12 protein-coding genes and 1 other RNA gene are annotated in these 13,361 nt (G+C 65.5%); 8 read left to right on the forward strand and 5 right to left on the reverse strand.

The annotated features are described in order from the left end of the window. Window positions 1-49 precede the first annotated feature (49 nt). Window positions 50-916, forward strand: a complete 867-nt coding sequence (locus TVB01_RS05555) for a serine hydrolase (RefSeq protein WP_422454757.1) — start codon at window positions 50-52, stop codon at window positions 914-916. A gap of 30 nt (window positions 917-946) precedes the next feature. Here TVB01_RS05555 and TVB01_RS05560 read toward each other — a convergent pair whose 3' ends face one another. Then, the gene (locus tag TVB01_RS05560) at window positions 947-2,266 is read right to left on the reverse strand and encodes a cation:proton antiporter (RefSeq protein ID WP_422454759.1); all 1,320 of its coding nucleotides are present in this window, start codon (window positions 2,264-2,266) and stop codon (window positions 947-949) included. Window positions 2,267-2,497: 231 nt separating this feature from the next. Between TVB01_RS05560 and TVB01_RS05565 the strand changes: the two genes are divergently transcribed. Both TVB01_RS05565 and gndA read left to right on the forward strand, forming a co-directional pair. Further along, complete coding sequence (locus tag TVB01_RS05565) at window positions 2,498-3,808, forward strand: DUF2252 domain-containing protein (protein ID WP_422454761.1); 1,311 nt, start codon at window positions 2,498-2,500, stop codon at window positions 3,806-3,808. Between the two features lie 138 nt (window positions 3,809-3,946). Then, a complete protein-coding gene (gndA, locus tag TVB01_RS05570) occupies window positions 3,947-5,383 on the forward strand; it encodes an NADP-dependent phosphogluconate dehydrogenase (protein WP_422454763.1) in 1,437 nt (478 codons plus the stop codon). Between the two features lie 63 nt (window positions 5,384-5,446). Here the strand turns inward: gndA and epsC are convergent, their stop codons facing one another. From epsC to msrA, 3 genes are all read right to left on the reverse strand, one after another. Then, window positions 5,447-6,031 (reverse strand): serine O-acetyltransferase EpsC, encoded by a 585-nt coding sequence (gene epsC, locus TVB01_RS05575; RefSeq protein WP_422454764.1) that lies wholly within the window; start codon window positions 6,029-6,031, stop codon window positions 5,447-5,449. A 46-nt stretch (window positions 6,032-6,077) separates the two neighbouring features. Beyond that, window positions 6,078-7,013 (reverse strand): cysteine synthase A, encoded by a 936-nt coding sequence (gene cysK / locus TVB01_RS05580; protein WP_422454766.1) that lies wholly within the window; start codon window positions 7,011-7,013, stop codon window positions 6,078-6,080. A 79-nt stretch (window positions 7,014-7,092) separates the two neighbouring features. Then, the gene (gene msrA, locus TVB01_RS05585; RefSeq protein ID WP_422454807.1) at window positions 7,093-7,617 is read right to left on the reverse strand and encodes a peptide-methionine (S)-S-oxide reductase MsrA; all 525 of its coding nucleotides are present in this window, start codon (window positions 7,615-7,617) and stop codon (window positions 7,093-7,095) included. Between the two features lie 87 nt (window positions 7,618-7,704). On the opposite strand from msrA, the gene TVB01_RS05590 reads away from it, so the two are divergent. From TVB01_RS05590 to TVB01_RS05600, 3 genes are all read left to right on the forward strand, one after another. Then, the gene (locus TVB01_RS05590) at window positions 7,705-8,646 is read left to right on the forward strand and encodes a Nif3-like dinuclear metal center hexameric protein (protein WP_422454768.1); all 942 of its coding nucleotides are present in this window, start codon (window positions 7,705-7,707) and stop codon (window positions 8,644-8,646) included. Window positions 8,647-8,719: 73 nt separating this feature from the next. After that, window positions 8,720-9,460: a zinc ribbon domain-containing protein gene (locus tag TVB01_RS05595; protein ID WP_422454770.1), complete on the forward strand. Its 741-nt coding sequence runs from the start codon at window positions 8,720-8,722 to the stop codon at window positions 9,458-9,460. 4 nt (window positions 9,461-9,464) lie between these two features. Further along, the gene (locus TVB01_RS05600) at window positions 9,465-10,439 is read left to right on the forward strand and encodes a reverse transcriptase-like protein (protein WP_422454772.1); all 975 of its coding nucleotides are present in this window, start codon (window positions 9,465-9,467) and stop codon (window positions 10,437-10,439) included. A gap of 18 nt (window positions 10,440-10,457) precedes the next feature. Here TVB01_RS05600 and TVB01_RS05605 read toward each other — a convergent pair whose 3' ends face one another. Next, the gene (locus TVB01_RS05605) at window positions 10,458-11,228 is read right to left on the reverse strand and encodes a YaaA family protein (RefSeq protein ID WP_422454774.1); all 771 of its coding nucleotides are present in this window, start codon (window positions 11,226-11,228) and stop codon (window positions 10,458-10,460) included. A 43-nt stretch (window positions 11,229-11,271) separates the two neighbouring features. Between TVB01_RS05605 and rnpB the strand changes: the two genes are divergently transcribed. Both rnpB and TVB01_RS05615 read left to right on the forward strand, forming a co-directional pair. Further along, window positions 11,272-11,653: RNase P RNA component class A (rnpB, locus tag TVB01_RS05610), an RNA gene on the forward strand. A gap of 199 nt (window positions 11,654-11,852) precedes the next feature. Continuing rightward, a complete protein-coding gene (locus tag TVB01_RS05615; RefSeq protein ID WP_422454776.1) occupies window positions 11,853-13,241 on the forward strand; it encodes an MFS transporter in 1,389 nt (462 codons plus the stop codon). Window positions 13,242-13,361: the final 120 nt, after the last annotated feature.

Raw genomic sequence — 13,361 nt, forward strand, 5'->3', positions numbered from 1 at the left:
AGGCTGCCAATGGGGCGGCCATTCCCTTGTTCGATGCGAAAGACCACCGTTGCGCACCACCTTCTTCAAATCCCTCCTGGCATCGCTGCTGTCGGCGGGGATGCTGGTCTCCGCGGTTGCCGGCTGCGCGCCTGTGCCGAAGCAGAAAGAGGCCACGCTTCCTCAGCAAGCTGCCGCGCCGTCGCCCGCTGCGCGGCCCGAGACGCCGCTGCTCGCCGAATTGGACCGGTACAACGCAGAAACCGCCGTTGACTTCTCGGTCGCGCTGTACGAGCACGACACCGGCCAGGCCTGGACCTACAACCCGTCGGGACGCTACCTCGAAGCCAGCCTGGTGAAAGTGCCGATCCTCCTCACCCTGCTGCGGCAGGCAACTGAGGAAGGCCGGGAGCTTTCGGCCGTAGAGCGCGCACTGGCTGAGGAGATGATCCGCCGGAGCGACAACGCGGCAACCGACCAGCTCTACACCCTGATCGGCGGAGCTCCTGAACTGCAGGCGACGTATGACCGGCTCGGTATCTCGAATACCCCGGCAACGGAGATCTGGGGTGCCAACGAGACCACCGCCGAGGACCAGTTGCGGATTGCGACGGCGGTGGCCCGCGGGGTGGACTGGATTGATCCACGCCTGCATGAGTATGCGGTGGTGCTGCTGGAGAGCGTAGTGCCCGAGCAGGCATGGGGGATCAGCTCAGGGATCCTGCGTTCCGTAGCTGAAGTGGGGCTGAAAAACGGCTGGCTGCAGGATGACCTGCTGTCCTGGAATGTGGGCAGCTCCGGGTTCATTCTCGGTGACGGTGCCGAATACAGCCTGGTGGTCCTGACCGCGGGTACACAGACTCTCGGGGCCCGCAGTGGCGGGCACGAAGGCGCCGCCGCGATCGTGAACCGCTGGGAACTGGGGGACTCCGCGTAACGTCCGGAGTCCGATGCCTGCGGGTCGGAACTATTTTCCGCTGCCCTGCCCGGACACTCGGTGGTACGCGGCGATCAGGGGACCGGCCGAGAGCCCGTGTGCGAAGACACTCAACAGCACTGTCGTGACCACCGTAGCCAGGAGGGTGCCCGCAGCAGGGATACCCCGTTCATAGGCCAGCAGTCCGAAGACCACCGAGGCGAGCCCCCGGGGGCCGAACCACCCCATGAACGCCTTGGTCTGCCAGTCCGCTCCGCTGCCGGCCATGGCCAGGAAAACCGGGAGCATCCGTACCACGGTGAGGCTGAGCAGGGCGTAGAAGAGTACGGCCCATGACAGGTACGGCAAGGCAGCCAGGACCGCCACGGCGCCAAAGACCATCCACGTGGCCGCTGCGAGGACAGAGCCGGTGTCAGCTGTGAACCGGGTTGCGTCCTTCGTCCCGGAGCCGCCCGTCAACAGGAAGGCCATCCCTCCGACAAAGGCGGCAATGAACACGCTTCCGCCCAGAGTACCTGCGGCGGCGTAGGCGCCCAGGGCCACGGCAAGCGTCAAAGGCTGGACCCACTCCCTCTGCAGCCAGTCCCGTGCCCGGGCCGTGCGCAGGATGTACCCGCCGGCCCCGCCCACAGCCAGGCCCGCCGCAGCGCCCAACCCGATTTCTTCAACCACAGCTGCTGCCACGGCCGACGGAACGCTGCCTTCCAGCGTCGCCATCGTAATGTCCAGGGAAACGAGGAAAAACGGCACCGCAATGCCGTCGTTCAATCCGCTTTCCACGGTCAGCGACTCCCGGACCCGGGCCGGCAGCGCGGTGTCATCGACGACCCTCTGGCCAAGGGCGGCATCCGTCGCACAGAGCATTGTGGACAGCAGGAAGACACTCGCCAGTGGCAGGCCCGGGAAAAGGAGCAGGCCAACCCCCAGGCCCAGGAGCAGTGTCAGGGGCAGGCCGATCAGCAAAAGGCGTCCCGGCCACCCGGGACTGCGGCGCAGCAGGCCGAGGTCCAGCCGGGCCGCATCCGTGAAGAGGAGGAAGACCAGGGCCAACTCAGTGACATGTTCGACGACGGTGCTGTCCACTGCCGGGCTCAGCGGTCCCGGAGCGGCCGTGCCCAGGACGATCCCGGCCGTGACGAAGACCATGGCAGAGGTCACGCCGCAGCGGCTCAGGGGTTGGGACAGGGTGCTGAAAAGAACCAGGACGATCGTTCCGATGAGCAGCACAATCATGGGCTTTACCTCCCGTGCCACGCGCCGGTCCAGACCTGCCGTACCGTTCACTGTCACTGTCACTGTCACTGTCACTGTCACTGTCACGGCGCCAAGGTCGAACCGCTTTGCTTCCAAGAATGCGGGAAACCTGCCCACGGCGGAAGCGGGCGGATATCCTAATGAGGTCGGCTGCGGTGCACAGGATCCGGGCAGCGCAGCAAGCCGCTTTGAAAGGCCCCGATTATGGGCAGGACAACCAGTCACCAGAGCGTTCCGGAACGCGCCGCAGGGGGCAGGCAACGCCGGCAGGCGACACCCCGTGCCGTACACCGGGACTGGACTCCGTCGCCTGCGCGGCCGGATCCCGTGGCCCTCATTGAAGAGCAGAACCTGACCCGTGAACCGGACCTGGTACCGGTGAGGCATGCCAGGATGCTGGCCTCGCCGTTGACGTTCTACCGCGGGGCGGCGAAGATCATGGCCGCGGATCTCAAGGACACCGCGCGGGCGGGGCTGGATGTCCAGCTCTGCGGCGATGCCCACCTGTCCAATTTTGGCGTGTTTGCCTCCCCTGAGCGGACACTGGTTTTCGATCTCAACGACTTCGACGAAACCCTCCCCGGACCGTTCGAGTACGACGTACTGAGGATGGCAGCGAGTTTCACCATTGCGGCCAGGCACAATATGTTCAGCCGGGATGACGCGCGCGGTGTTGCCCTTGCAGCCGTCCGGTCCTACCGAGAAGCAATGCGCAGCTTCGCGCAGATGGGCACGTTGGACATCTGGTATGCGCGGCAGTCGGAAGAGGACCTGGTCGCAGCTATCCGGCTCGTGGCCGAGTCCAGCAAGGGCAAGGCGGAGAAAAGGGCGGCAAAGCAGGCAGGAGAGAAGGTGGCGAAGGCCGTTCGGAAGGCACGCTCGCGGGATAGCCTGCAGGCCCTGTCCAAGCTTGCCGAACGGGTCGACGGCACGTACCGGATTGTCAGCCAGCCTCCGATTCTCATCCCGGTCCGGGAACTGGAGGGGGTGTTCGGCACATCCGCGGAAGACATGGCGAACGCGGTACGGGACCAGTTGCATTCCTACCGCCGGAACCTGCAGCATGAGAGGCGCCAACTCCTGGAGCGCTTCGAAGTTATCGACGTGGCACGCAAAGTGGTGGGTGTCGGAAGCGTCGGCACAAGGGCCTTTATCGTTCTTCTCCAAGGCCGCGACTCCGCAGACCCGCTGTTCCTGCAGGTCAAGGAAGCGACACGGTCCGTCCTGGAAGACCACCTGCCCCGCAGCGCCTACCGCCACCCCGGGGCGCGGGTGGTCCAGGGCCAGCGCCGGATGCAGGCCGCGAGCGATATTTTCCTGGGCTGGACGAAAGGCGTCCAGGAAAACCGCTACCTGTACTGGCGCCAGCTGCGGGACATGAAAGGCTCCGCCGTCATTGAAGGCATGCGTCCCCTGGGGATGGGGTTCTATGCCCGGACCTGTGGCTGGACCCTCGCCAGGGCACACGCCCGGTCCGGGGACCCTGTCGCGATCGCGGCGTATCTGGGCAAGGGGGACGTTTTCGACGAATCCGTTGCGGATTTTTGCGACCGGTATGCCGATCAAAACGAACAGGACTATGAGGCCTTCTCCGCAGCCGTCCGCTCGGGGCGGGTTCCGGCCGCGGCCGGATCCTGACCTCCGTGTTCAGGCCACGGCAAAGCAGCCGTGTGGCGGGGGCGGCCTCCGGGAGAATAGGCTAAAGGCTGAAGACGGCGCCGCTGCTGCGCCGACACCGTGCTGGTTCCCGGCACCTGAAGAATCCTTGGAGTGAACTTGAGCGCACAAATCGGTGTAACCGGCCTGGCTGTCATGGGGGCGAACCTTGCCCGCAACCTGGCCCGCAACGGCTACACGGTGGCCCTGCACAACCGGTCGGTGGAAAAGACGGACGCCCTGCTGAACGCCCACGGGGACGAGGGCGACTTCATCCGCACGGAGACCCTGCAGGAGCTGGTGGATTCACTCGAAAAGCCGCGCCGCGTCCTGATCATGGTGAAGGCCGGAGCGCCCGTGGACTCGGTCATCGACCAGCTGGTGCCGCTCCTGGAACCGGGCGACATCGTCATTGACGCAGGGAACTCCCATTACGAAGACACCCGCCGCCGCGAGGCCGCACTGGCCGAAAAAGACCTGCACTTCGTTGGCGTCGGAGTTTCCGGCGGTGAAGAAGGTGCACTCCTTGGCCCGTCCATCATGCCCGGCGGCTCCCGCGAGTCCTACGACTCGCTCGGCCCGATGCTGGAGAAGATTTCGGCCAAGTACAACGGCGAGCCGTGCTGCACCTGGGTCGGCACCGACGGCGCCGGGCACTTCGTGAAGATGGTCCACAACGGCATCGAATACGCCGACATGCAGGTCATCGGCGAGGCCTACGACCTGCTGCGCTCCGCTGCCGGAATCGAACCGGCCGAGCAGGCACAGATCTTCACTGACTGGAACAAGGGCCAGCTGAGCTCCTTCCTGATCGAGATCACGGCGGAGGTCCTGGCCCACACTGACGCCAAGACCGGCAAGCCGTTCGTCGACGTCGTCGTGGACTCCGCCGGCCAAAAGGGGACCGGACGCTGGACTGTGGTCTCCGGCCTGGATCTGGGCTCCCCGGTTTCGGCCATTGCTGAATCCGTCTTCGCCCGCGCGCTCTCTTCCCAGCGCGGCCAGCGCGAGGAAGCGCAGGGCATCCTGGCCCGCAAAGAAACCGCCGTCGAGCTCCCCGAGACCTTCGTCGAGGACGTGCGGCAGGCGCTCTACGCCTCCAAGCTGGTCAGCTACGCACAGGGCCTGGACATGCTCACGGGCGCGGCCAAGACCTACGGCTGGGACCTGAAACTGGATGAGATTGCCTCGCTGTGGCGCGCGGGCTGCATCATCCGCGCGGAACTGCTTGATGACATCATGAAGGCCTACGCGGACGGACAGGCGCCGGCCAACCTGCTGCTGGCCCCGGCCTTCGCCGAGTCCATAGCCGAAGCACTGCCGGCCTGGCGCCGGGTTGTTTCTTTTGCCGTCCAGCTGGGAATCCCGGTTCCGGTCTTCTCCTCCTCGCTGGCCTACTACGACGGCCTGCGCCGCAAGCGCCTCCCGGCCGCCCTGACCCAGGGCCTGCGCGACCTCTTCGGTGCGCACACTTACAGCCGGATCGACGCCGAGGGCACCTTCCACACACTGTGGAGCGGGGACCACTCCGAGATCGAAGCCGTGGACACCCACTAGGTCCGGGCAAAGCAAGAGGCCGGCGGCCCCCTTCCGGAGCAGCCGGCCTCTTGCTTTGTGCCGCTAAATGTAGATCGCAGGATCCACGTACTCCGCGGGATCCACAGCGGGCTGGTTCATCTTGGGGTCGCGGTGGCGCCACGTCGCGGGGATGCCGGTAATGATCGAATCTGCCGGAGCGTCCTTGACGACGACGGCGTTCGCTCCCACGGCGCTGTTGGCGCCGATGGTGACCGGACCCAGGATCTTCGCCCCGGCGCCTACGACGACGCCGTTGCACAGGGTGGGATGGCGCTTGACCTTCGCCAGTGAGCGGCCGCCCAGGGTCACGCCGTGGTAGAGCATGACATCGTCGCCGATCTCCGCCGTTTCGCCAATCACCACGCCCATGCCGTGGTCGATGAAGAACCGCCGTCCAATGGTTGCACCGGGATGGATTTCGATTCCCGTAGCGAACCGTGCCGCCTGGGACAGGACCCGTGCCGGGAAGCGCAGCGCCGGCTTGGACCACATCCGGTGCGTCAGGCGGTGCACCCAGATGGCGTGCAGGCCGGAGTAGACGACGAGGTTCTCGAAGGAACCCCGGGCCGCCGGGTCGTGGGACGCGGCGGCGTCGAGGTCTTCGCGCAGGCGTGACAGGAAACGCACGTGGGACTTTCTGCTTGGTGGTTCTCCGCCGTAGCAGGCGGGCTGGCTAGCCGCGGATGTCGTCGTAGAGAACCGTCGAAATGTAGCGTTCTCCGAAGTCGCAGACAACGGCCACGATCAGCTTACCGGCGTTTTCGGGGCGCTTGGCCAGTTCCAGTGCAGCCCAGACGATTGCACCGGAGGAGATGCCGCCGAGGATGCCTTCCTGCGTGCCCAGTGCCCGGGCGGTGGCAACGGAGTCCTCGATGGACGCGTCAAACACCTCGTCGTAGATCTCGGTGTCCAGGATCTCGGGAATGAAGTTGGCGCCGATGCCCTGGATCTTGTGCGGGCCCGGGGAACCGCCGTTGAGGATCGCGGAATCCTTCGGTTCGACGGCGACGATCTGGACACCCGGCTTGCGCTTCTTCAGGACCTGGCCGACGCCGGTGACGGTTCCACCGGTACCAACACCTGCCACAAAGATGTCCACCTTGCCGTCGGTGTCTTCCCAGATTTCCTCGGCGGTGGTGTTGCGGTGGATTTCCACATTGGCCTGGTTGGCGAACTGCTGGGCCCAGATGGAATTCTCCGTGGTGGCCACAATTTCCTTGGCCTTCTCGACGGCGCCGCGCATGCCGTCTGCACCCGGGGTCAGCACGATTTCGGCACCGAAGGCACGCAGCATGACCCGGCGCTCCGTGGACATCGTTTCGGGCATGGTCAGGATGACCTTGTAGCCGCGGGCTGCGCCGACCATGGCCAGGGCGATTCCGGTGTTGCCGGAGGTGCCCTCCACGATGGTTCCTCCCGGACGGAGGGCGCCGGCCTTTTCAGCCGCGTCGACTATGGCGACGCCGATACGGTCCTTGACCGAGTTGGCGGGGTTGTAGAACTCCAGCTTCACCGCCACGTCGCCGGGCAGGCCATCAGTAAGCCGGTTGAGGCGGACCAGGGGAGTGCCGCCTACCAGCTGGGTGACGTCGTCGTAAATTCGTGCCATGTGGGTTTTCCTCTGTTCGTTGGCCTGTGGGCCGGCGTGAAGACAGTTTCCTCAAGCCTATCGCCGGTCATTCACAGATTTAGGTGTCAAGCCATTCGGCGTAATACTTCCTGGCCTTCGCCAGCTTCGGGTTGATGATCACCTGGCAGTAGCCCTGTTCGGGATGCTTCGCATAAAAGTCCTGGTGGTACTCCTCAGCCCGGTGGAACGTGGGCAGCGGGGTGATCTCCGTGACAATGGGGTCATTCCACAGTGCCTGGGCCCGCTGGACCGCCTTCTCCATCTCTTCGCGTTCCTGGTCTGTCCGGTAGAACATCGAGGACCGGTACTGCGTGCCCACGTCATATCCCTGCCGGTTGAGCGTCGTCGGATCGTGCGAGATGAAGAACATGTCCAGGATGACATCTGCGGGGATGACGTTTTCATCGAACGTCACGGCGACAACCTCTGCGTGCCCGGTGATCCCCGAGCAGACACTCTCGTAATCCGGATGAGCGGTAAACCCGCCGGTGTAGCCGGACACCACGCTCTGCACCCCGCGTGTTTTCTGATAAATGGCGTCGAGGCACCAGAAGCAGCCTCCGCCAAGAACATAGGTCTTCATGCTCATGTACAAGACGGCTGCGCTGTCAAAGATTCCCGGGTTTGCAGTGTGCCGGTAAAGGGGTGCCGTGCGGTAGAACTTATACCTATGGAAACCCCACGCAACGGCGACAATGACGACACCGGCGCCGACCTGCCGGACACTGCCCGGGAAACTCCGGGGAGCCCGGCCGCTCCAGACGAGGAAACCCTGTCCCAACCGACCGTTGGTGACGTCCTGCTGGCCGTCGAAGAGCTCTGGCCCGAGTCGCTGGCCGAGGACTGGGACGCCGTCGGGATGGTGACGGGACGGCCCTCACGCCCGGTCACGCGGATCCTGTTCGCCGTCGATCCCACGCATGAAGTGATCGACGAAGCCCTCGAGTGGGGTGCGGACCTGCTGCTGACGCACCATCCGCTGCTGCTTAAGCCCGTCCACTCGGTGGCGGGCACCGGATTCAAGGGCGACGCCGTGCACCGGCTGATTGAGGGCGGCTGCGCCCTGGTGACTGCCCACACCAACGGCGACAGCGCCGTCGGCGGAGTTTCCGATGTCCTGGCCGATGCTTTTGGCCTGCAGGACACCGTCCCCTTGGTTCCGGCCGTGAACGGACTTCCCGAAGAAGGCATCGGGCGGGTAGGCAACCTCGCAGAGGTCATGACGCTGGGTGACTTTGCCGAACTGGTTTTCAGCATCATGCCGGCTGTCGCCGGTGGAGTGCGGGTAGCGGGGGACCCGCAGGGACTCGTCCGCCGGATTGCCGTGTGCGGCGGTGCAGGCGACAGCCTGTTCGACGCCGTCCGCGCCCAGCATGCGGATGTCTACGTCACCGCTGACCTGAGGCACCACCCCGCCTCGGAGGCGAGGGAAGCGGCCGTGAACGGCCGTCCCTACCTCATCGATGTATCGCACTTCGGCAGCGAGTGGCTGTGGCTCACCCCGGCGGCCCAGGCGCTGGAAAATGTGCTGACCGACCAGGGATATGCGGTGGAAATCCGGGTCAGCAGCCGCAATACCGATCCGTGGGACTTCGTGCTGACCCCCGGCTGAACAGGCGCGGCTCCGGTGGCATAGGCTAGGAGGGCCGCACCAGACAGGCAAGCGGATCAAGTGGAGGTATTTGGTGGCAAAAGCATCATCGGCGGAGCAGCTGCGGCTGCTGGACCTGCAGGCATTGGACAGCAGGATGAAGCAGCTGGACTCCCGCGCCCGGAGCGTGCGCGAGAACCCGGACCTCACGGCCCTGGCCGGGAAAGCCGCCGCGGCACGCAGCGCCCTCGGAGCCGCAGCCACGCAGAGCGCGGACATCGAGCGCGAGCTCGCGCGGGCCGAAGCGGACGTTGCGTCCGTCGTCGCGCGCCTGGAACGCGACCAGAAGCACCTGGACAGCGGCCACGGCGGATCCAAGGAGCTCACGGCGCTGCAGAGCGAGATAGAATCCCTCAGCCGCCGGCGTTCGGACCTGGAAGACACCGAGCTTGAGGTGATGGAGCGTCTCGAAGCGGTCAAGGCCGTAGAAGCCGAGCGCCGCACCGAGGCTGCAGCAGCCGAGACCGAACTCGCTGACCTTGAGGGCCGGCGGGATGCAGAACTTGCCGAGATTGAAGCCGAGCGCGCCGAGACCATGCGCCAGCGCACCGACCTCGCCGGACGTTTTGCGCCCGACCTTCTGGCAGTCTACGAACGCACCCTTTCCCGGCACGGGATCGGCGCGGCGCGGCTGTTCCACGGAACCTCGGAGGGATCCGGCATGCAGCTGAGCCCCGGTGACCTTGCAGATATCCGCAAGGCAGCAGCAGACGACATCGTCTTCTGCCCGGATTCCGGCTGCATCCTGGTGCGCTCCTCGGAGTGGGGCAGCTAGTTCCGTGACCCTGTTTGACCCCTCGGACACGCCTGTCCATGCTTCAGCTGCTCCCGCCCGCCGGACCCTCATCGTCGAAGCGGACGGCGGTTCGCGCGGAAACCCGGGCCACGCCGGGTACGGCGCCCTGGTCCGTGACCCGGATACCGGGGAGATCCTGGTGGAGAAGGCTGAATACCTGGGCATCGTTTCCAACAACGTGGCGGAGTACTCCGGCCTGATCGCTGCACTGGAGCTGGCCCATGAGGTCGACCCCGAGGCCTGGATCCTGGCCAAGATGGACTCAAAGCTCGTTGTTGAACAGATGAGCGGACGCTGGAAGATCAAACACGAGGACATGCAGCGGCTTGCGGCCAAAGCCAGGGCCACAGTGGATCCCCGCCGCGTGAAGTACCAGTGGATCCCGCGGGAAATCAACAAGGACGCGGACCGCCTGTCCAACGAAGCCATGGACGCGGGAATTGCCGGCGTGCCGTGGAAGCAGCGGGAATCAACCCGCAACGCCGCGCCGCCTGCCGTCTCGCCGGCGGCAGCGGACAGTGAGGGTTCCGCCGGGGAAGCAGCACGCGCTGCGGACCGTGCCCCTGCGGGCCGCATCCACCACACCGAGATCTGGGTGCGGGACCTGGCCCGGGCGGAAGAGAGCCTGGGCTGGCTGCTGGAGCGACTGGGCTTCCAGCGGCGGGACCGGTGGTCCACCGGTGCGCGCTGGCAGGGCGCAGCAGGTTACATCGTGATTGAGGCAGGGCCCGACGTCGTTCCGGCGGACCACGAACGGCGCAGGCCAGGGGTCAACCACCTGGCGTTCGGCGCGGGATCTCCTGCCGATGTCGACCTTCTGGCCCGCCGGGCCGCGAGCCACGGCTGGAGCCTGCTCTTCGGAGATAAGCATCCGCATGCCGGGGGAACGGACCATTACGCTGCCTACCTCGAAAACGCTGACGGTTTCGAAGTTGAGCTCGTAGCAGATCTTCCCTGACGCGCCCGTGCCGCGGGACTAGTGGTCTTCGGGCAGGATGAGGTTGAGCTGATGGGGTTTTCGACCCTTTGCCGGAACGAGCTCAGCTTCCCACTTTTCGGCTGCGGCGTGCTGCAGTTCGTCTACGGTGGACGGCTCGGCGCCGGTCCTGGTGAGCAGGTGCCGTGCGAGTTCCCCGCGCGTGTGCTTGGCGAAGTGGGATACGACCTTGCGCTCCCCGCCCCGCATCTGGAAGACGTTGACTGCTGCGCTCTGCGCAGGATCCGGCTGCCACGCTGCTGCATAGGTGCTGGAGCGGCAGTCCACCACCAGTTGGCCGGCAGCGCATTCATTCAGCGGTTCCGTGAGCGCTGCCTTCCAGAAGGCAGCGAGCCGCCCGACGCCGGGAAGATTTGTTCCCATGGACAACCGGTAGGCGGGGATCTCGTCCGCAAAGCCAATGGCGCCCCACAGGGCAGAGATAACCACGACGGCGGCGTCGGCACGTGCCTGCTGCGGCGGCGTCAGGGACGCATAGCCGAGAGCATCGTAGAGGACTCCGGAGTACACCTGGTGCGCCGGGGCGCAGGGCTCGCTCTCCAATACCGTGTTGCGGGTGACTTCGGCGGCCAGCGAGAGTCCTGCGCCGAGGATTCTGTGGGCATCCTCTGAAGCACTGGTCTCGGCCAGGGCAGAGAGCACGAGCTTCCGGGCCGTGGCCAGCTCCGGAAAGCGGAGGAAATCGGGGTTCAGCGTGGGCCCCTGTGCGGGACGGGTCTTGCCCTCCGAGGGCGGCAGCAGGATCAGCACTGATTAATCCTACGTTCCCGGGCAGGTAGCATTGACCGCGGGACGGGTTGGCCAGGCAATCGCGTCAGGACGGCTTCGGCCGGACCTGCCGAGGAAAGTCCGGGCTCCGCAGGGCAGGGTGGTGGGTAACGCCCACTCGGGGAAACCCGCAGGCCAGTGCCACAGAGAAGAGACCGCCCGCGTTCATGCGCAGGTAAGGGTGAAACGGTGGTGTAAGAGACCACCAGTGTCCCGGGTGACCGGGACAGCTAGGTAAACCCCACCCGGAGCAAGGCCAGACAGGATGTGTTCGAGGGCTGCCCGCCCGAGCATCCGGGTAGGCCGCTGGAGGGTACCGGCAACGGTACTCGTAGATGGATGATTGCCGCCCGCCCGCTGGTAACGGCAGGCAGGTACAAAACCCGGCTTATCGGCCAGCCCGTCCCTCATGAGCTGGTTCGGCCGGGCACGTCGCCCCTTTGGCGGTCTTGGTGTGCCGGGGCAGGGGATTCTGCGGACGTGCCGCATACGTCTTCCCGGAAGCGGAAACAACTGCTGCAGCGGTTTTCCGCCTCATTTCCGGCCACTTTTCCCCAAGCGCACGGCGTGCCATGCGATTGCATCCACCTCGGCTATTCTGTGTCGATGGTCACTATGTCTCCGCCGTCACGGCACCTGGTGCTTCGCAATGCGAACTTCCGGGCGCTCTGGATTTCGTCGACCATGGGAATCCTGGGCGGATCCGTGACCGCGGTCGCCCTGCCGGTAATTGCCGCCGTCGAGCTCGGGGCCAGTGACTTTGCCGTCGCTGCCCTTTCGGGAATGGTTTTCCTGCCCTGGCTTCTTTTTGGACTGCCGGTCGGTGTCGTCGTGGACCGGCGCCGGCGGCGTCCGGTGATCCTCGTTTCGCTCATCGCCAGGGTAGTGCTGCTGGCCACGCTTCCCGTTGCGTACTGGATGGGAGTGCTCAGCACCGCACAACTGTTTATCGTGTCGTTCCTGGCCGGCCTGGCAGCGGTCTATTTCACCCTCGCCGAGGCTGCCCTGATACCCCGTGCCGTTGCCAAAGAGGAATTGATAGAAGGCAACGGCTTGATGACCGGTTCCGGAGCTTCGGCCGACGCCGTTGGCCGCGGGCTGGGAGGCTGGCTGACGCACGCCGTCGGCGCTTCCAACTCGCTGCTGGTCCAGGTGGCAGCATCGGTCGCCTCCTGCGCGGCGATACTTCGGCTCAACGTCGAAGAGCCGCTCCCGGCATCAACCGAGAAACGCCACATCTGGCGTGAAATGGGATCGGGGCTGCGCTATACCCTCAGCACGACGCCGCTGCGGGTCCTGCTGCTGGTCGCCGCACTGTGGAACCTCGGTGGCAACATTGTGGTGTCCTTGATCGTCCTGCTGGTCGTGAGGACGCTGGGCCAGACCGGGACCTGGCTCGGGCTCCTGATGGCGGCTACCGCGGTGGGCGGAACCCTGGGCGGGCTAAGCGTCAAATGGCTTGCGGACAAGTACGGGTCGGGCGTCGTATGGCGCTACTCCATGTTCCCGGCGGCCGTTGGCTACGCAGCGCTCCTGCTCATGACGCCCGGCTGGGGGATGCTTCCGGGATTCTTCGGCATGTTCCTGACCGGTCTCGCCATTTCGATGAACATCGTGGTCTCCACGAGCTTCCGCCAGCGGGTATGCCCGCCCGACATGATGGGCAGGCTGGGCTCCGCGACCCGGATGGTGAGCTGGGGGATGCTGGCCGTTGCGTCCCTGGTTGCCGGCATCCTGGCCTCCACCATCGGCGTGCGCGCCGGCATCGTGACGGGAATCTTCATAGCTATCCTGGCGCCGGTGGTTGCCTCCTTTGGTCCGCTGAGGGGTGTGCGGGATCTGGAGGACCTGGCGCCGATGCCCGAGGATGGCCCGCCGAACGATTCGCCGGCTGAGGGCGGCCGGGGACCCGGCGCCACGGCACCGGTCCCTGAAGGCATAGAAGCAGAAGGAACGCGGTCCAGGGAAAACAGCGAAGCGGTCCTGGAAAAGTAGGAGGTGCCTTCCGTGGTACCTGAAGTCGAGGCTCTCGCTCAGGCCGCAGACCACCCTGTGACGAAGATCTCCCGGGCTCGTCCTGCTCCACTGCTGTGGCCTAATACACTAGTAGTGGTC

The organism is Arthrobacter sp. 7Tela_A1, from assembly GCF_049311065.1.
Lineage (GTDB): Bacteria > Actinomycetota > Actinomycetes > Actinomycetales > Micrococcaceae > Arthrobacter_B.